Genomic DNA, 18,522 nt, shown 5'->3' with positions numbered 1-18,522 from the left:
TCCGGTGCCGTGCTTCGGGTTCGGCTCGGACGGCGTTGCGGTGCTGTTGCGACGGCGCCCGGGAGCAGCAGAGAGGCGGGCCACGGTGGGACGGAAGCGGCCGCGGCCACCCCGGTGGCCCAAGGCCGGCCGGGGTGGCCGCGGTGGTGCTCTTGTCAGTTCCGTGGGTCCAGGGCAGCCTCCGCAGCCGACAGGATCTTCCGTACTCGGCCCGGGCGCGACGCCTCCGGGACACCGGAGAGTTCGGTGTCGAACACGAGGTGGACCGTCGAGTCGAGGATGCCGCAGTACTGCGAGATCCCCACGCGCAGCTGGACGTCCATTGCGGTGTCGAGGCCGGCCTTCTCGTACTCCGGCGCGGAACCGCCCGCCAGTCCCAGCCACAGCATCCGCCTGCCCGCGAGGCGCGGTTTGCTGCGGCCGTACGCGAAGCCGTAGTTCCACACCCTGTCGATCCAGCCCTTGAGGATGGCGGGCGGCCCGAACCACCAGACCGGGAAGACGACGAGGATGTCGTCGGCGGCCGCGATGCGCTCCATATGGGCGTGGACCTCGGGCGAGTACCGCTTCTCACGGTCCGCCCAGTCCGGTTCGTCGACCGGAGCCAGGCGGGGGTCGAACTCCTCGGCGTACAGGTCGAGTATGTCGACGGTGCCGCCACCGTCCTTTATACGGGCGTGCAGGTGGGCGGCCGTCTGGGCGGTCAGCGAGTCGGGGCGTGGGTGGGCGACGACGAGGAGGGTGTGGGGCATGATGCGGCTTTCCTTCCCAGGAGTTGGGGTGCCGGCCTCTGACGGGGATCAGTTGCCGGGATCAGATGCCAAGGCCGGAGCCGCCGCTGGCGTCGATGGTCTGGCCGGTGACCCAGCGGCCGTCGTCGGAGGCGAGGAAGGCGACGACGTCGGCGACGTCGTCCGGCCGGCCGACCCGATTGAAGACGGAGAACGCGGCGGCGTGTGCCTTGGCGTCAGGATCCGCCATCCATGGGTGGATGTCCGTCTCGATCGTGCCCGGGGAGACGGCGTTGACCGTGATGCGCCGCGAGCCCAGGGTCTGGGCGAGCGTGAGGGTCAGCACCTCCACCGCGCCCTTGGCGGCGGCGTAGGAGGTCATCCCGGGGAAGGCGACCTTGGTTACGCCGGAGGAGATGTTGACGATGCGGCCGCCGTCGCGCAGCCGGTCCAGGCCCTTTTGAATGACGAAGAAGGGCGCCTTGGCGTTGACCGCGAAGACCTTGTCGTAGTCGGCCTCGGAGACCTCGTGGATCTGGCCCGGGCCCGCGATGCCCGCGTTGTTCACCAGGATGTCGACACCGTCGGCGTGCTCGTCGAACGCCTTCCAGAGGGCGTCGGCGTCGCCGGGAACACCCAGTTCGGTACGGAAGGAGAAGGCGCTGCCGCCCGCGGCCTCGATCGCGGCCACGGTCTCCTTCGCCGCCGTCTCGTTGGAGGCGTAGTGCACGGCGACACGGGCGCCGTCCCCGGCCAGCCTCAGGGCGATGGCCCGGCCGATGCCGCGGCTGCCGCCGGTGACCAGCGCCGTCTTGCTCGTCAGTCGTCCCATGGTGGTCCTCCTTGGTCAGTGCTCCGACGTGCCGCGGGTTCTGCGTTGTGCGGTCCGCGGTCTGCGTTCCGTTTGCTTCGGATGATTCGGAGTTCGATGGGGAGGACTGTCCCGCCCGGCGCTTCGAGTCCGGCTCGGGTGGTGTTACGGATCTGTTCGGGTGGGTTCCGGGCGGCCGGGTTACCGTGGGCGGCATGCGATTCGGGGTGCTGGGGGAGACGGCCGTCTGGACGGATGACGGGCAGCCCGTCCGAGTTCCCGAACTCAAGGTGCGCGCCCTGCTCGCCTCCCTGCTCGTCGAACCGGGACGGCCCGTCGCCGCGCATCGGCTGATCGACGACCTGTGGGGTGACGAGCCGCCCGGCAACCCGACGCGGGCCCTACAGGCGAAGGTCTCCCAGCTGCGGCGAGTGCTCGACGAGGCCGAGCCGGGCGGGCGTGAACTCGTCGTGTCCCGTGCGCCGGGCTACCAACTCATCGTTGCCGAGCAGGCGTTGGACGCCCACCGGTTCGCCGGGCTCGCCGCGCGGGCCAGGACGGCGCCGGACGCCCGCACCAGGGCTGGGCTGCTGGCCGACGCGCTGGCGTTGTGGCGGGGGCCTGCGTTCGCCGACTTCGCGGAGGAGTCGTTCACGCGGGCGGCCGTGAACCGGCTGGAGGAGGACCGGCTCGCCGTACTCGAAGCGCATGCTGAGGCGCGGCTGGATGCGGGAGAACACGCCCAGCTGATCGGCGAGTTGGCCGGGCTCGTCGAACGGCATCCGCTGCGAGAACGGCTGCGGGCCGTGCAGCTGCGGGCGCTGTACCGGGCCGGGCGGCAGAGTGAGGCGCTCGCCCAGTACGAGGCCCTGCGCGCCCTGCTCGCCGACGAACTCGGCCTCGATCCGAGCCCGGAACTCGTCGAGCTGCACGGGGCGCTGTTACGGCAGGAGGTCGGCCCAGGCGCCCCGGACGCGGCCACCCGTGGCAACATCGTCACGCCGATCAGCGCGCTCGTCGGCCGGGACGACGACATCGCCGACGTACGCGGACTCCTCGCCGGGCGCCGACTCGTCACCCTGACCGGGCCAGGCGGCGTCGGCAAGACCCGGCTCGCCGTGGCCGTCGCTGAGCAGATGAACGACACCTTCCCGGACGGGGCGTGGCTCGTCGAGCTCGCCGGCGCCGGGGTCGGCAGGGACCTGGCTGAGGTCGTCGCCGTCGCGATGGGGCTGCGCGACGACGGGGTCTGGGGCGTACGGCCCGAGGGCGGTCTGACGCTGGGCGCCGCTGAGCGACTCGCCGACGTACTGCGCGGCAAGCGGATGCTGCTCGTCCTCGACAACTGCGAGCATGTCGTGGACGAGGCCGCCGCGCTGGTCGAACTGCTGCTGCGCACCGCTCCCGGACTTGTTGTCCTGACGACGAGTCAGGAGCCGCTGGCACTGGCCGGGGAGACCCTGTGGGCCGTGCCGCCACTGGGGATCGAGGGTGCGGTCGAGCTGTTCGCGGTGCGGGCGGCGGCTGCCGCGCCAGGCTTCGCGCTCGACGACGACAACCGTGGTGCGGTGGAGTCGATCTGCCGTCGTCTGGACGGCATCCCGCTGGCCCTGGAGCTGGCCGCCACACGCGTGCGGGCACTCGGGGTGCACCGGCTGCTGGACCGGCTCGACGACCGGTTCCGGCTGCTGGGCGCCGGACGGCGTGGCGTCCCCGCACGGCAGCAGACCCTGCGCGCGATGATCGACTGGAGCTGGGAACTGCTGAGCGAGCCCGAGCGGGTGGTGCTGCGGCGGCTCGCCGTGCACGCCGAGGGCTGCACGCTGGAGGCCGCCGAGGAGGTGTGCGGGGGCGACGGGGTGGACGGGGCCGATGTGCTCGATCTCCTGGTGCGGCTGGTCGACCGGTCGCTGGTCGTCGTCGCGAGCGACCGGTACCGGCTCCTGGAGTCGGTGGCGGCGTACTGCGTCGAACGGCTGCGGGAGGCCGGTGAGCTCGCGACGGTACGGCAACGGCACGTCGCGTACTACACGGGGCTCGCGGAGACCGCCGAGCCGCAGCTGCGCGGGCCTGGTCAGCGCGAGTGGCTGACCAGGCTGGACGCCGAGAGCGCGAACCTGCGCTGGGCGCTGGAGGGAGCGGTGGAGCGCGCTGACGCCGCACACGCGCTGCGGCTCGTCGACGCCCTCGCCGGGTACTGGGTCCTGCGCGGGCGGCTCGGCGAGGCGCGCCGCTCGGTGACGTCCGCGCTCGAACTGGCGGGCGGCGAAACGGCGTTGCGTGCGAGGGCGCAGGTGTGGCAGGTCGGCATCATCATCCTGGGCGGTGACGGCGAGGACCGGGCCACGCGCATCGAGGCGGCGCTCAAGGAGTACGGGCAGGTGGGCGACGTCGCCGGGGGGACGTGGGCACAGTGGTTCCTGGGGCACACGCTGTGCGGCACGGGTGATCCGTCCGAGGGCGAGGTGCTCACAGGGCAGGCGCTGGAGGGGTTCCGGGAGCTCGGCGACCCGTGGGGCGAGGCGGCGGCACTCGCCGACCGGTCGGTGCAGCGGCTGCTGGCCGGCGACCTGGCGGGCGCGGAGAAGGACGCGGCCCGGAGCGTGGAACTGTTCGGCGCGGTCGGCGACGCCTGCGGGCAGCTTTGGTCGGTGTACCCGCGGGCGGCGGTCGCCGAGATCCACGGCGACTACGCGCGGGCGACACGTTTGCAGCGGGACGCCCTGGTGACGGTACAGAAACTCGGGCTCTCCACCCACGCGGCCGACCTGCTGTCGGGCTTGGGGCGGATCGCACTGCTGACCGGCGACTTCGACGGGGCTCGGGATTACCACGAGAGGGCCCGGCGCGCCGCGGCCGAGATCGGCTTCCGGGCGGGCGAAATCAACGCCGAGCTCGGGATGGGGCTCGTCGCGCGGCGCGAGGGTCGGCTGGACGAGGCGGAGACGCATCTGCGGGCGGTACGGGCGTGGCACACGGACGTTGGGCTGGACGGTGCCAACGCGCTGCTCCTGGCCGAGCTCGGGTTCATCGCCGAACTGCGGGGCGATGCGAGGGAGGCGCGCGCGCTGCACGAGGAGGGATACGCGACGGCATGCTCGACGAGCGACCCGCGGGCGGTCGCCCTGGCCCTGGAGGGCCTGGCCGCTGCCCTTGCCCTCTCGGGCGAGGGGGAGCCGGCGGCCCTGCTGCTGGGCGCCGCCGCCGCCACCCGCGCCGCCACCGGTGCTCCCTTGCCCCCGGCGGAACGCAGCGATGTGAACCGCGCGACCGCACGGGCGCGGGAGGTACTGAAAGAGGGGGCCTTCGAAGCCGCGTTCATGCGCGGCGAGGGGTTGGGCCCGGAGGAGGCGCGGGCGGTGGCAACGCCAGGCGGGACATCGGCTGGGTCAGACTGTTGCCGCAGGCCGTTGGAAGGGCAATCCGCTGCTGACAACGGTAGAAGCACCGACGCACACCGCGCACAGACATCCGCGAGGCGGCCCGACGAGGCGGGCGGACCTGGAACGGCAGCCCGGGGCCGGTCAGCTGAGGGGGGGGGTGACGTAGGCGCGCGAAGTGGGTGCCGATGACCGCCTCGTGGAGATGCCCGAAGATGACGTGGTCGCCTTCGACGCCCATCCGTCGGGTCTTCGTCGTTCGGAAATGGTGCATGTGGTCGGCCGGACAATCGACTACCGTTGACAGCGTGTGAGATTCGGCAATGACCCTCTGTGACGCGGTGCGGGGCGCGATGCCCCGAGCGGCCGTCTGCTGAGCCCTCGGGCGAGATGTACCGCCGGGCGCGGTTCGTGGGCTGTGCTGCTCTTTGTCTGCCCGTCGTTGCCGACGGTGTTCACCTCCCCTCCAGCCCTGTGCCTTGCTCTGCCCGTTTCTTCGACGGGGTCCGACGGGCCAACCACGCATCCAGCTGTGTTGATCGGTCCTGTATGTCCCGGACGGGCGCCCTGCGTAGAGGCCAGCCAACGATCCCGCGGCCGGCGGAGCGCAACCGTGCCCGACCCTGCCGGCGGGCCCCGCCCCAGAAAGGACTTCATATGACTCACCCCGACGGTTCCGCCGCGCGTCAGCAGCGTGCGGCCGCCCTGATGGACGAACGCCTTGTGCCGGTGGACACCGACAGCCGGGACGGTGAGCAGTACGACCGCAAGGAGCGCACCGCGCTGCGCCGGGTCGGCGGGCTCTCCACTGAACTCTCCGACGTCACCGAGGTCGAGTACCGCCAACTGCGCCTGGAACGGGTCGTACTCGTCGGAGTCTGGATGTCGGGCTCCGCCGACGAGGCCGAGAGCTCACTCGCCGAACTGGCCGCGCTGGCGGAGACGGCAGGTGCCCTGGTGTGCGACGGTGTCATCCAGCGGCGGCAGAAGCCCGACCCGGCGACCTACATCGGATCGGGCAAGGCGGCGGAGCTGCGCGAGATCGTGGAGGAGACCGGTGCCGACACAGTGGTATGCGACGGGGAACTGAGCCCCAGCCAGCTGGTCCACCTCGAGGACGCCGTACGCGTCAAGGTCGTGGACCGTACGGCGCTGATCCTGGACATCTTCGCGCAGCACGCCAAGTCCCGCGAGGGCAAGGCTCAGGTGGCACTGGCCCAGATGCAGTACATGCTCCCCAGGCTGCGCGGCTGGGGTCAGTCGATGTCCCGGCAGATGGGCGGCGGGGGCGGGGGCGGCATGGCGACCCGCGGACCCGGGGAGACGAAGATCGAGACCGACCGGCGGCAGATTCACGAGCGGATGGCCAAACTCCGCCGGGAGATCGCCCAATTGAAGGCGGGACGGGCCGTCAAGCGCGAGGAGCGGCGGCGCAACAAGGTGTTGTCGGTCGTCCTCGCGGGATACACCAACGCCGGCAAGTCCTCTTTGCTGAACCGGCTGACCGGCGCCGGAGTGCTGGTGGAGAACGCGCTGTTCGCCACCCTGGACACGACGGTGCGCCGCGCGGAGACCCCGAGCGGCCGCCCCTACACCATCGCCGACACCGTCGGCTTCGTACGGCACCTTCCGCACCACCTCGTCGAGGCGTTCCGCTCCACGATCGACGAGGTGGCGGACGCACACCTGGTGCTGCACGTGGTGGACGGCTCGCACCCGGTACCGGAGGCGCAACTCGCCTCCGTCCGGGAGGTCCTGGCGGAGGTCGGCGCGGGCGGGATCAGGGAGGTCGTAGTCGTCAACAAGGCGGACGCCGCGGACCCGGACGTGCTCTCCCGCCTGCTGGAGGCGGAACCGGGCTCGATCGCCGTCTCCGCGCGCACCGGAGACGGTATCGAGGCCCTGCGGGACCTCACCGACGTCCTGCTGCCGCGCCCCGAGGTGGAGATCGAGGCGATGATCCCCTACACCCAGGGCAGCCTGCTCTCGCGGGCCCACCAGGAGGGCGAGGTGCTCTCCGCCGAGCACACCGAGCAGGGGACCCTGCTAAAGGCGAGGGTGGGGCCGGAACTGGCGTCCGTGCTACGGGCCTACCCCCAGCCGTGACCAAGGTGGGAGGGCCGGGAGGCGGACCCGGCCCTCCCACCCCGGCTCCGGCCAGACCGGTTGCCGGTGCAGCTTCGTACCGTCTACGCTCGTGTCATGGGTTCCCTGTGATCGACACGTGTGGTCCGCGAAGGCGCGGGACGTCGAGCCTGGCTCCGTCACCGCGCCCCGCCGTGCACGCCTGAGGAAATAACCGCACCGCGATCCTTCGCCGTGCGATCTTCCCACCGAACGGACCCGCTCCCGAGGGTCTTCTGTGTGCGCGGCGACATCACTCAACCCAGTGACGATCAGGAGACTGCTGCGTGTCGACAGCACAACTCGCCCTGCATGACATCACCAAGCGTTACCAGGACCACGTCGTACTCGACCGGATCGGCGTCACGATCAAGCCGGGCGAGAAGGTCGGAGTCATCGGGGACAACGGATCCGGCAAGTCCACGCTGATCAAGCTCATCGCCGGGCAGGAACAGCCCGACAACGGTGCGCTCACGGTGGTCGCGCCCGGTGGAGTGGGCTATCTGGCCCAGACACTGGAGCTGCCGCCGGACGCCACGGTCCAGGACGCCGTCGATCTGGCCCTGGCCGACCTGCGGGAACTGGAGGAGGGCATGCGCCGGGTCGAGGCCGAGCTGGCCGAACGGCCGCACCAGGAAGAGCAGGATGCCGAACTCGCCGCCCTCCTGGAGCGGTACGCCGTGCTGGTCGACCGGTACCAGGCTCGGGGCGGCTACGAGGTCGACTCCCGGGTGGAGATCGCGCTGCACGGACTGGGGCTGCCCGGGCTGGACCGCGGCCGGCGGCTGGGCACCCTGTCCGGCGGCGAGCGGTCGCGCCTCGCCCTGGCCGCGACTCTGGCCTCCGAACCCGAACTGCTGCTGTTGGACGAGCCGACCAACGACCTGGACGACCGGGCCGTGGGCTGGCTGGAGGAACACCTGCGGGGGCACAAGGGCACCGTCGTCGCAGTCACCCACGACCGGCTGTTCCTCGACCGGCTCACCACCACGATCCTGGAGGTCGACTCCGCCACGGTGGCCCGCTACGGCAACGGCTACGAGGGCTATCTGGCGGCCAAGGCGGTGGAACGCCAGCGTCGGCTGCTGGAGTACGAGCAGTGGCGCGCCGAACTGGACCGCAGTCGCGAGCTGATCACGTCCAACGTGGCACGGCTGGACAACATCCCGCGCAAGCTTCCCTTCGCCGTCTTCGGCGCCGGGCAGTTCCGGATGCGCGGGCGGGGCCACGGCGCGATGGCGCGGATCCGCAACGCCAAGGAACGGGTCGCGCGGCTGACCGAGAACCCCGTCACGCCGCCGCCCGAGCCGCTCACCTTCACCGCGGAGATCACCACCGAGGCCACGCAATCGGAGGAACCGGTGGCCGAGCTCACCGACGTACGGGTGGGCGACCGGCTCGGCATCGACTCCTTGTGCCTCCGGCCCGGTGAACGGCTGCTGATCACCGGCCCCAACGGGGCCGGCAAGACAACGCTGCTGCGAGTGCTCTCCGGGGAGCTGACACCCGACAGCGGATCCGTGCGGGTGTCGGGTCGGGTGGGTCATCTGAGGCAGGAACAGGCGCCATGGCCGCTGGGGATGACGGTGCTTCAGGCGTTCAGCAGCGGACGGGTCGGCGACCTCGACGAGCACATCGAGGCGCTGCTTTCGCTCGGTCTGTTCAGCCAGGACGATCTGCGGCAGCGGGTGGAGGACCTCTCGTACGGGCAGCGGCGCCGCATCGAAGTGGCCCGGCTGGTGACCGAGCCAGTGGACCTGCTGCTGCTGGACGAGCCCACCAACCACCTCTCGCCCGCGCTCGTCGAGGAACTGGAGGAGGCGCTGACCGGCTATCAGGGCACGGTGGTCGTCGTCACCCACGACCGGCGCCTGCGGTCCCGCTTCAACGGCGCCCACCTGACGCTACGTGACGGGCACGTGGCCGAGTTCACCGCCGCCTGATCGCCGGCCGCGCCGGTACGGGCGGAGGGACGGCGGACGGGGTCCGTCCCTCCGTCCGATCAGAGGGCGAACGGGGGTAGGTTTTGAAGAAGTACGGTCGCCCGATCGAGGAGTGGAAGGACCTCATCCACTCCTCGCCTCTGACCACGCACATGGAGCTCGTGAACTGTCTGAAGGCCGAGTACGGGCTGGGCCACGGTCACGCCAATGCCCTCGTCGAGCACACCCTCGCCGAGCAGTCCGGCAACTGAGCTGCCCTGCACGGGAGCACAGCAGAGGTGTCAGCTCCTGCGCGGTCCCGTACAGCGGGCACAGTCGGGTGGCCGGGTGCTCTGCCGCGTCCCAGGGCGCGATCCACATCGATGACACGGCCGGTCGCGGCGTCGACTACGACCAGGTCGTCACCGAGAAGGTGGAGCGGACACCGCAGTCGGTGGTCCGTGAGGTCCTCACGGAGCGCCGGCCTTCGGGGGGTGCTCGCGAAGCTGCGCAGTGGCCGTGGCCCGGCTCGCTCCGTCCGCGGCGAAGTTCTCAGTCAAGGACCGCGAGGTGGTCGGCGGCGCCACCGCGCCACTCGATCATGAAAAGAGTGGCGTCGTCGCTGGTACGCCCGCCCCGTTCGCTCTTCAGTACGTGGGAGAGCAGACGCAGATCCGCCCGCACCCCCTGGGAGGGTTCCTGGCCCAGACGGTTGACGCAGTCGACGAGCCGTTCCTCGCCGAACAGGTCGCTGCCGGCGAGGTGCTCCTCGATGATGCCGTCGGTGTAGCACAGCACGCGGTCGCCCGGCCGGAGTGCGTGCTCCTTGATCCGGGGCTCCTGACCGCCGAAGCCGACGGGTAGCGTCGTCGCGCTCTCCAACTGCCGCACGACCCGGCCGTCGCGGATCAGCAGCGGCGCGGGGTGGCCGGCGTTGACCAGCTCCATTTCGCCGGTGGTGATGTTGATGTGCATCAACTGCGCCGTGACGAAGTGGTCGGGTCCGAACTGCCGGGAGATGGCATCGTTCATGAACGCATACTTCTCGGCCAGGCCGACGAACACGCGCCGTGCGTGCCGGTAGGCGCCGACTGCCACGGTCGCCATGGTGGCGGCGTCCAGACCGTGTCCCATCGCGTCGATCACCGCAGCATGCAGGATGTTGTCGTTGAGGGCGTAGTCGAAGCTGTCGCCTGCGACGCGGTAGGCGGGCTCCAGGATGCCGGCCACGTCGAACTGTGGCACGGACATCGACAGTGGCGGCAGCAGGCTCCACTGGATCTCCGCCGACACGCTCATCGGCTCGCGGCGCCGGGCCTGGAAGAACTGATCGGTGTAGGCGTTCTTGGTGACCAGCAGGTCCGCCACCAGGCAGGAGAGCCGGGTGAGCAGGCGCCGGTCGTCCTCCCCGACGGTGTCCACGCTGAGGGCCATCACGCCCACCGTGTCGCTGCCGTCCAGCAGCGGCAGGTACATCCGCAGGCCACCGTGAGCCTGCGCCACCTCAACGACCTCTCCGCGCAGGAAAGCCCGGCCAGCGGGGGAGTTGCTCACCGGTTCGGGCTGGCTGACATGCAGTTTCCTGCCCGGCAGCGGCACCAGCAGCTCCTGCGCGTAGTCCTGGAGCAGGATGGAGACGTCACGACCTCCGATCCTGGCCACCTCTTCCGCGATCAGCGGAGCGATCAGCTGCGGCGGCAGATGCCGCGCCCGATCCAGCAGCAGTCCCAGCAGCCGCTCGCCGAACCCCTCCGACCGGTCCTCCCAGATCTCCTCGTCCATGCACCTGCCTGTCGCTTCCGCCCTGCCGCACCCTGGTGATCGACTGCGCACAACGTGCCCTCTACGGCCCGTCCGAGCGGCTCATTACGCCATGCGCGGCATGTCGGGTTGCCGGTGCGCAGTCCATAGACGGTCACCCGGCCCGGTGCGGGATGAAGCAGCACCCGCTCCCTCGCAGACCTGCATCCATGCGGACGCCGACTGGATATCCCCGGCCCCGACGGTGCATGTGCGCCGCCCGGGAGTGTTGGAGACGGCGCCCCACACTCAAAGGGGAAAGCGGCCCGTTGCTGGATCGAACTGCTGGTGCGTCACTGCAGCAGCTCGCAGTGTTGATCGATGAGAGGGGCACCCGTCGGGGGCCAGCCCCTCACATCTTCAACTCGAGGTGAGCTGGACTGCTGTGGGACAGGACTCGCGGCTGGCCGGCGCCAAATCGAGGTCGGCCGTGCCCAGGAGCAGGCTCAGCACGTCCAGACTCGTGCCGCCGAGCAGTTGGCGCGTCGCTTCCGCTGGTGCGAGGCAGGCGGCGATCACGCCGACGAAGGCGGCGCCGACTGCGGTCCCGGCGAGGAGCGCTTGAGTTGGCGGATTCGGTCAACTCAAGCGCTCAGCCGCGTTCGATGGTCGATGGCGCGTCACGCTGGTTCGACGGGAAGCCACAGCTCGCACGTCGCGGTGCTGAAATCGTCGGCGCGCTCGAGGACCGCGACGACCGAGGGCCCCGACCGCAGCCGCCACGGGTTGGAGGGGAACCACTCGGTCGCGGTCGCCGCCCAGGTCGTCTGCAGGGCCTGCGGATGCGGTCCGCTGGTACGGAAGACTGCCCACATTCCAGGTGGCATCTCGAGGGTGTCGAGCCCGTCCGGGACGGGCGTGTCCCGGCTGAGGGCGACTCCGTGCAGGTAGGTCAGTTCACTAGCGGTTGGACAGGGGCGTGTACACCGGCGTCGTTCGACCGGCCCTGCCCGCGCACGACGTGCTGCGGCTGCTCGGGTGCATCGAGGACGCCGGCACCAGCGCGGTGGTGCTGGGGGAGGGGCGGGCGGAGCACCGGAACTGAACGTTCGGCGGCTGAACGCGGTCCGGGGTGAGCCGACGCGGTGGCTCACCCCGAACGCAGGTCCTCGTCCCCCGCTGACGACACGGGGCGCGTCTCCTGCAGCGCCTCTCGTCGGCCGCGGCAGCCGCTGCACTGACCCATCGGCCGCGACGGCCGGGTGGTGCAGTGCCCGCGAAGGGTATGGCGGGCAGGCGCCGGGTCCCCGCGTCGCCCGGGATCCGCACGGGCCCGCGCCTGCACCGCCCGTACTCAGCTTGATTCGCGCACGACCAGCCGGCACGGCACGGTGTGCGTGCCGGGCCGGGGCTCGGTGTCGATGGCCCGCAACAGTTCCAGGGCCGCGATCCGGCCGATCTCGGAGAGGTTCATGTCGATGGTGGTGAGGGGCGGGCGACTGGCCAGGGCCATGGTGTCCCAGTTGTCGTAGCCGACGACGGCCATGTCGCCCGGCACCGCCACCCCGCGTTCACGCAGGGCGTCCGTCACGCCCCGGGCGATCTGGTCGTTGCCGCAGAAGAAGGCGTCCGTGTCCGGCGCTGTGCGCAGCACCGCCTCGGTGGCCCGGCGGCCCCACGCCTCGCTCCACTCGCCGTGATGGATTCGCCCGGTGGACGGTTCCAGCGCGGCGGCCTGCAGCTGTTCCACCGTGTGCCGGGCCCGTTCGCGGGCGGCGGCGTGGTGCTGCGGGCCGGTGACGTGAGCGATCCGGGTACGTCCGCCGGCCACGAGATGCTCGACCGCCAGGCGTGCGCCGCCGCGGTCGTCGGTGACGACAGAGGTGTCGGTCGGGTTGGTGGAGGGGGACAGGGCGTAGACGACCGGGATGCCCTCCACGCCGGGCAGCGGCGGCCGGGGATCGGTGCGGCGGCCGGTGACGATTATTCCGTCCACCCGGCGGTCCATGAGGTTCTGCAGATGGTGCTGCTCCCGGATGGCGTCGCCCCGGGTGTCGCACAGCAGGACGGAGATCTTCCCCGCCCCGAGCGCGTCCTCGGCGCCCAGCAGCACCGGGGTGCTGAAGCGGCCGATGCCGTCAGTGGTCATGAGGCCGACCGTCCAGCTGCGGCCGGTGTGCAGGCTCTGGGCGTGCTGGTTGGGACTGAATCCGAGCTGCGCGACCGCGTCCAGCACTCGTTGCCGGGTCTCGGGCCGCATGCGTCCGGCGCCGTTGAGTGCCTTGGACGCCGTTCCGACGCTGACGCCGGCGAGGGCGGCGACGTCGGCGAGCCGGGCCCGCCCGGCCGGAGGAGAGTCTGGAGCAGCAGGAGTCACGGGCAAACCTTTTCCTGGACGAGTCAGACGCCCGACATCGTGACAGGTGCGGCGGCGTTGCGCCAGTCCGGGGAAAAGGTGAATAAACTCCTGGCGTAACCCTTGACCTGTCGGGTGGTCCGCCCTCTACATTCTCGGCGAGAAAACGATTGCGCAAAACGGGTTCCAAGTAGTCGGTCACCCGCCTCGACGCTCCTCGTGCAGGAGGAGCGGGCCTTGGCGAAGGCCACCCCTCACGGCCGTACGCCGGTCTCGTCCCACCACTCACCACCGGAGAGCCATGCCCCGCACACGCCCCGCCCTGCCCGCGACGGGACCGGTCCGATTCGGCCCGGACAGCCGGGCCGCACTGCGCCCCGCCGCTGTCGGCATCGATACGGGGTTCTGGCAGGCCCGCCGTGCGAGCAACGCGCATGTCTCCATCCCGCAGGGACCGGCACTGCTGGAGGCGGCCGGAAACCTGCACAACCTGAGGCTGGCGGCCGGCACGGCCGCGGGCGAGTTCCAGGGCGCCTATCCCTTCGTGGACACCGACGTCTACAAGTGGCTGGAAGCGGCCGCCTGGCAGCTCGCTCAGGCCTCGGACGGAGGCTTGGCCCCGGACGGAGGCTTGGCCCCGGACGGAGGCTTGGCCCCGGACGGAGAGCATGCCCCGGCCGAAGACCAGGCCCCGGACGGCGACCTCGCCGTCGAGGTCGGCCGGATCGTCGCCCTGGTCGCCGGCGCCCAGCAGCCCGACGGCTACCTCAACACCTGGTTCCAGCTGGTCAAGGGCGGCGAGCGCTACAAGGACCTGCGCTGGGGCCATGAGCTGTACTGTGCGGGCCACCTCATCCAGGCGGCCGTGGCCCACCACCGGGCCACCGGCAGCGGCGAACTCCTCGACGTGGCAAGGAAGTTCGCGGACCACGTCGACTCCGTCTTCGGGCCGCCCGGCAGCGGCAAGCCCATCGACGGCATCGACGGCCATCCCGAGGTCGAGACCGCCCTGGTCGAGCTGTACCGGGAGACCGGCGAGCGCCGCTACCTCGACTTGGCTGCCTACTTCGTCGACCGCTATGGCCACGGGCTGCTCGGCGGTGAGGCCTACTGCCAGGACCGGGTCCCGCTGCGTGAGGCGACGAACGTCGAGGGCCACGCCGTACGCCAGCTGTATCTGCTGGCCGCCGCGGCCGATCTGGCCACCGAGACCGGCGACGCCGAACTGCGCACCGCCGCCGAGCGTTTGTGGCAGGCCATGACCACCACCAAGACCCACCTCACTGGCGGCCTCGGCGCCCACCACGAGGAGGAGGACTTCGGCGACCCGTACGAACTGCCCAACGAACGCGCCTACTGCGAGACCTGTGCCGCCATCGCCTCGATCCAGTGGAGCTGGCGCATGGCCCTGCTCACCGGCGAGGCCCGCTACTCCGACCTGATCGAACGCACCCTGTTCAACGGCTTCCTCGCCGGGGTGTCGCTGGACGGCGAGCGCTGGCTGTACGTCAACCCGCTCCAGGTCCGCGACGGCCACACCGACCCCGGCGGCGACCAGTCGGCCCGCCGCACCCGCTGGTTCCGCTGCGCCTGCTGCCCGCCGAACGTCATGCGCCTCCTGGCAAGCCTGGAGCACTACCTGGCCAGCAGCGACGACAACGGCCTGCAGATCCACCAGTACGTCTCCGGGCGGTACGCAAGCGACGTGGCCGTCATCAGGGCCGAGACCGACTACCCCTGGCACGGCACGATCGCCCTCACCGTCGAGGAGACTCCGGCGGAGCCCTGGACGCTCTCCCTGCGTATCCCGCAGTGGTGCCGGGAGTTCCGGGTGCGATGCGGGCAGGAGACGTACGAGGCTCCTGTGGCCGACGGCTGGCTGCGGCTGGAGCGGACCTGGACGCCCGGAGACCAGGTCGTCCTCGAACTCTCCCTGGAGCCGCGCCTCACCGCCGCCGACCCCCGCGTGGACGCCGTACGCGGCTGCGTGGCCATCGAACGCGGACCCCTCGTCTACTGCCTGGAAGGGGTCGACCACCCCGGCGGCGGCCTGGACGACATCGTCGTCGACACCACCCGCCCACTCGCCGTGAAGCACCGCCCGGACCTGCTCGGCGGCGTCACCACGGTCGTGGCGGCGGGCAGCCGACGGCACCTCCCGGACGCCGGCTGGTGGCCGTACGCCCCAGTCGACGAGTCGCCCGATTCGCCGCAACAGGACGGCGAACCCGTCGAGTTGACCGCCGTCCCCTACTACGCCTGGGCCAACCGCGAGGACGGCAGCATGCGCGTCTGGCTGCCCACCTCCTGAAGCCCCCCTGCCTTCCCCTCTTCCACGACAACGAGGTCACCCCGTGATACCCACCCGCCGTACCCTCCTGGCCGCGCTCGCCGCCGTCGGCACCCTCGCCTCCCTCACCGCCTGCTCAGGCGGCTCCGACGACGGGTCGGGCTCCACCGACGCGTCCGGAGGGACGTACACCTTCTGGGACCCGTACCCGCAGTTCGACGCGTCCTCCCCGTGGGACAAGCTCGTCAGCGAGTGCGGGACGAAGGCCGGGGTGACCGTCAAGCGCACCGCGTATGACACCACCGACCTCGGCAACAAGGCGCTGCTGGCGGCCCAGCAGGGCAACGCGCCCGACGTGATGCTGGTGGACAACCCGGTCGTCTCCACGCTCGTCGAGGCGGGGATCCTCAACAAGACGAGCGACTTGGGCCTCGACACCAAGTCGATCCAGAAGAACATCATCGGCGCGGGCACCATCGACGACGCCTCCTACGGCGTCCCGATCGGCGCCAACACGCTCGCCCTCTACTACAACAAGAAGGTCCTGACGGCGGCGGGCGTCGACCCGTCCTCGATCAAGGACTGGAAGTCCCTCACCGCGGCCCTGAACAAGGTCAAGGCGGCCGGGAAGAAGGGCATCACCTTCTCCGCGATCAACACGGAGGAGGGCAGCTTCCAGTTCCTGCCGTGGTTCTGGGGCGCGGGCGGCGATCTGACAAAGCTCAACTCGGACAAGGGAGTTGCCGCGCTGTCGCTGTGGAAGGGATGGGTCGACGACGGACTGGCCCCCAAGGACGTCCTCCAGAACACGCAGACCACCAGCTGGCAGGAGTTCGCCACCGGCGACTACGCCTTCGGCGAGAACGGCACCTGGCAGCTCGGCAACGCCGACAAGGCCGGCTTCGACTACGGCGTCATCAACGTCCCCGCGCAGAACGGCGGTTCGGCGCCGGTGCCCACGGGTGGCGAGTTCGTCACCGTGCCCGTGCAGAAGGACAGCGCCCGCTACGACGTCAGCAAGAAGATCGTCGAGTGTCTGACCAACGACACCAACCTGCTGGCCACGGACACGACCCTGACGTACATCGCCCCGACGGCCGCCGTGCAGGCCAAGCAGGTGGCGGCCAATCCGAAGCTCGAGCCGTGGGTGAGCGCGGTCGCCGCGGCCCGCGGGCGCACCAGCGGCGGTCTGGGCTCCAAGTACCCGACCATCTCCCAGCCGATGTGGACAGCCGTCCAGTCGGCCCTGTCGGGCGGCAAGAGCCCCGAGGATGCCTTGGACACGGCCCAGTCGAGCGCCGAGAAGGGCTAGGCCTCCGTCATGACCATCGCCCGAGTCGACCGCCCGCGGCGGACCGGGGCCGTGTCGAAGGCGAGCCGTACGGGTGGCACCGATGCCCTGCCGCTGCGGCGCCGGCAGCGGCGCCGGAGCCGGCTGACCGCCCTCGCCTTCGTCGCCCCGCTGCTCGCCTACCTTGCCGCGTTCTACGTCTATCCCCTCTACCGCAACCTCGACCTGAGCCTGCGCGACTACACCGTCCGGTCGTTCGTGTCGGGGGACGCGCCGTTCTCCGGCTGGGACAACTTCCAGAAGGTGCTCGACGACTCCACGTTCGGCCCGGCGATGCGCCACACCATGATCTTCACCTTCGTGTCGATCGCCTTCCAGTACGCCATCGGCCTCGCCCTCGCGGTCTTCTTCAACCGGCACTTCCGCCTGGCCCCGACCCTCCGCGCCCTGTTCCTCATCCCGTGGTTGCTGCCGCTGATCGTGTCGGCGTCCTCGTGGTCGTGGATGCTCAACAGCGAGTCGGGCGTGGTGAACTACTTCCTCCACTTCTTCGGCGTGGACCCGGTGGGCTGGCTCACCTCGCCGGACTGGGCGCTCACCTCGGTGATCATCGCCAACATCTGGATCGGCATCCCGTTCAACCTGGTCATCCTCTACAGCGGGCTGCAGAACATCCCCGGCGAGCTGTACGAGGCCGCGTCCCTCGACGGGGCGAGTGCCTGGCAGCAGTTCCGCCGCATCACCTTCCCGCTGCTGCGGCCGGTGTCGGCGATCACCCTGCTCCTCGGACTCGTCTACACCCTCAAGGTGTTCGACCTCATCTGGATCATGACCAAGGGCGGACCGGGGGACGCCTCCTCCACCCTGGCGACCTGGTCGTACCAACTGGGCTTCGGCTCCTTGCTGCCCAAGTTCGGACCGGGGGCGGCGGTCGGCAACCTCCTCATCCTCATCGCCCTCGTGTTCGGCCTGCTGTACATCCGCGTCCAGTCCGGCCAGAGGAGGCAGGAGACGTGAAGTCACCTACCGGTTCCCGCCGTTACACCATCATCGGGCTCCTGCTGACGGCCCTGATGCTGTTTCCGGTGTACTGGATGCTCAACGTGTCCCTCACCCCGCAGCAGGACATGCGCAAGACCCCGCCCGACCTGTTCCCGCTGCACCCCACCTTCGAGGGATACCGGGCCGTCCTCGACGACCAGATGCCCTACCTCGGCACCAGCCTGCTCATCGGCCTCGGCACCGTCGCCCTCACCCTCGTACTGGCCGCCCCGGCCGGCTACGCACTGGCGAAACTCCGACCGTTCGGCGGCGGGGCTCTCGGTCTGGTGCTGCTGGTCGCCCAGATGATCCCCGGCATCGTCATGGCGATGGGCTTCTACGGCATCTTCCTCGATCTCGGGCTGCTCAACTCCTGGTGGGGTCTGATCGTCGCGGACTCCACCATCGCCGTGCCCTTCGGCGTCATGATCTTCACCGCGTTCATGTCGGGCATCCCCGGCGAGCTCATCGCCGCGTCCCGCATCGACGGCGCCGGGACCTTCCGCACCTTCTGGTCGATCGTCCTGCCGGTGAGCCGCAACGCCCTCGTCACCGTCTCGCTCTTCAGCTTCCTGTGGGCCTGGTCCGACTTCGTCTTCGCCAACACCCTCGACGGCGGCGGCGACTGGAGGCCGATCACCCTCGGCATCTACAAGTACATCGGCAACAACAACCAGGAGTGGAACGCGATCATGGCCACCGCCGTCGTCGCGTCCGTCCCCGCCACGGTCCTGCTGGTCCTCGCTCAGCGCTACGTGGCCGCAGGTGTGACCGCGGGCGCCGTGAAGGACTGAGCCGCGCACGACCTCCAACCCCCTTCCCCCTCCGTTGAGGAG

14 protein-coding genes are annotated in these 18,522 nt (G+C 70.5%); 9 read left to right on the top strand and 5 right to left on the bottom strand.

Going from position 1 to position 18,522, the window contains the following annotated elements:
• Positions 1-155: 155 nt before the first annotated feature.
• Both ACIBJB_RS32585 and ACIBJB_RS32580 read right to left on the bottom strand, forming a co-directional pair.
• A complete protein-coding gene (locus ACIBJB_RS32585) occupies positions 156-752 on the bottom strand; it encodes an NAD(P)H oxidoreductase (protein WP_398935900.1) in 597 nt (198 codons plus the stop codon).
• 61 nt (positions 753-813) lie between these two features.
• Entirely contained in the window at positions 814-1,563 is a 750-nt protein-coding gene (locus ACIBJB_RS32580) for an SDR family oxidoreductase (protein WP_398935898.1), read from the bottom strand.
• A gap of 194 nt (positions 1,564-1,757) precedes the next feature.
• Between ACIBJB_RS32580 and ACIBJB_RS32575 the strand changes: the two genes are divergently transcribed.
• From ACIBJB_RS32575 to ACIBJB_RS32560, 4 genes are all read left to right on the top strand, one after another.
• Positions 1,758-5,114, top strand: a complete 3,357-nt coding sequence (locus tag ACIBJB_RS32575) for a BTAD domain-containing putative transcriptional regulator (protein WP_398935896.1) — start codon at positions 1,758-1,760, stop codon at positions 5,112-5,114.
• A 465-nt stretch (positions 5,115-5,579) separates the two neighbouring features.
• Positions 5,580-7,028, top strand: a complete 1,449-nt coding sequence (gene hflX, locus ACIBJB_RS32570; protein ID WP_398935894.1) for a GTPase HflX — start codon at positions 5,580-5,582, stop codon at positions 7,026-7,028.
• Between the two features lie 305 nt (positions 7,029-7,333).
• Positions 7,334-8,989, top strand: coding sequence for an ABC-F type ribosomal protection protein Car(A) (gene car(A) / locus ACIBJB_RS32565; RefSeq protein ID WP_398935892.1), 1,656 nt, complete (start codon positions 7,334-7,336; stop codon positions 8,987-8,989).
• An 83-nt stretch (positions 8,990-9,072) separates the two neighbouring features.
• A complete protein-coding gene (locus ACIBJB_RS32560) occupies positions 9,073-9,240 on the top strand; it encodes a DUF4287 domain-containing protein (RefSeq protein ID WP_398935890.1) in 168 nt (55 codons plus the stop codon).
• A 280-nt stretch (positions 9,241-9,520) separates the two neighbouring features.
• Here the strand turns inward: ACIBJB_RS32560 and ACIBJB_RS32555 are convergent, their stop codons facing one another.
• Both ACIBJB_RS32555 and ACIBJB_RS32550 read right to left on the bottom strand, forming a co-directional pair.
• Positions 9,521-10,750 carry a PP2C family protein-serine/threonine phosphatase gene (locus tag ACIBJB_RS32555; protein ID WP_398935888.1) on the bottom strand — a complete coding sequence of 410 codons (1,230 nt, stop codon included), beginning with the start codon at positions 10,748-10,750 and terminating at the stop codon, positions 9,521-9,523.
• A gap of 638 nt (positions 10,751-11,388) precedes the next feature.
• Positions 11,389-11,664, bottom strand: coding sequence for a GyrI-like domain-containing protein (locus ACIBJB_RS32550; protein WP_398936214.1), 276 nt, complete (start codon positions 11,662-11,664; stop codon positions 11,389-11,391).
• A 23-nt stretch (positions 11,665-11,687) separates the two neighbouring features.
• On the opposite strand from ACIBJB_RS32550, the gene ACIBJB_RS32545 reads away from it, so the two are divergent.
• Positions 11,688-11,813: a hypothetical protein gene (locus tag ACIBJB_RS32545; RefSeq protein WP_398936232.1), complete on the top strand. Its 126-nt coding sequence runs from the start codon at positions 11,688-11,690 to the stop codon at positions 11,811-11,813.
• 249 nt (positions 11,814-12,062) lie between these two features.
• Here the strand turns inward: ACIBJB_RS32545 and ACIBJB_RS32540 are convergent, their stop codons facing one another.
• Positions 12,063-13,085 carry a LacI family DNA-binding transcriptional regulator gene (locus tag ACIBJB_RS32540; RefSeq protein WP_398935886.1) on the bottom strand — a complete coding sequence of 341 codons (1,023 nt, stop codon included), beginning with the start codon at positions 13,083-13,085 and terminating at the stop codon, positions 12,063-12,065.
• A gap of 280 nt (positions 13,086-13,365) precedes the next feature.
• Between ACIBJB_RS32540 and ACIBJB_RS32535 the strand changes: the two genes are divergently transcribed.
• The 4 genes from ACIBJB_RS32535 to ACIBJB_RS32520 are packed head-to-tail and all read left to right on the top strand — an operon-like array spanning position 13,366 to position 18,480.
• Complete coding sequence (locus ACIBJB_RS32535) at positions 13,366-15,375, top strand: glycoside hydrolase family 127 protein (RefSeq protein WP_398935884.1); 2,010 nt, start codon at positions 13,366-13,368, stop codon at positions 15,373-15,375.
• Positions 15,376-15,418: 43 nt separating this feature from the next.
• Entirely contained in the window at positions 15,419-16,666 is a 1,248-nt protein-coding gene (locus tag ACIBJB_RS32530) for an extracellular solute-binding protein (protein WP_398935882.1), read from the top strand.
• Between the two features lie 9 nt (positions 16,667-16,675).
• Positions 16,676-17,662: a carbohydrate ABC transporter permease gene (locus tag ACIBJB_RS32525; protein WP_398935880.1), complete on the top strand. Its 987-nt coding sequence runs from the start codon at positions 16,676-16,678 to the stop codon at positions 17,660-17,662.
• Positions 17,659-18,480 carry a carbohydrate ABC transporter permease gene (locus ACIBJB_RS32520; RefSeq protein WP_398935878.1) on the top strand — a complete coding sequence of 274 codons (822 nt, stop codon included), beginning with the start codon at positions 17,659-17,661 and terminating at the stop codon, positions 18,478-18,480. Before ACIBJB_RS32525 ends, ACIBJB_RS32520 begins: the two co-directional genes overlap by 4 nt.
• Positions 18,481-18,522 lie beyond the last annotated feature (42 nt).

Origin of the sequence: Streptomyces sp. NPDC050759, assembly GCF_044456945.1 — a bacterium.
Taxonomy (GTDB): Bacteria; Actinomycetota; Actinomycetes; order Streptomycetales; family Streptomycetaceae; genus Streptomyces.
Note: the sequence above shows the minus strand (reverse complement) of the source record. Positions and strands in the feature narration are given on the sequence as shown.

Bases quoted from the DNA above. Each gene is read 5' to 3' on its own strand.
- ACIBJB_RS32585 (WP_398935900.1), bottom strand. From the start codon at position 752: ATGCCCCACACCCTCCTCGTCGTCGCCCACCCACGCCCCGACTCGCTG.
- ACIBJB_RS32580 (WP_398935898.1), bottom strand. From the start codon at position 1,563: ATGGGACGACTGACGAGCAAGACGGCGCTGGTCACCGGCGGCAGCCGC.
- ACIBJB_RS32575 (WP_398935896.1), top strand. From the start codon at position 1,758: ATGCGATTCGGGGTGCTGGGGGAGACGGCCGTCTGGACGGATGACGGG.
- hflX (WP_398935894.1), top strand. From the start codon at position 5,580: ATGACTCACCCCGACGGTTCCGCCGCGCGTCAGCAGCGTGCGGCCGCC.
- ACIBJB_RS32555 (WP_398935888.1), bottom strand. From the start codon at position 10,750: ATGGACGAGGAGATCTGGGAGGACCGGTCGGAGGGGTTCGGCGAGCGG.
- ACIBJB_RS32535 (WP_398935884.1), top strand. From the start codon at position 13,366: ATGCCCCGCACACGCCCCGCCCTGCCCGCGACGGGACCGGTCCGATTC.
- ACIBJB_RS32525 (WP_398935880.1), top strand. From the start codon at position 16,676: ATGACCATCGCCCGAGTCGACCGCCCGCGGCGGACCGGGGCCGTGTCG.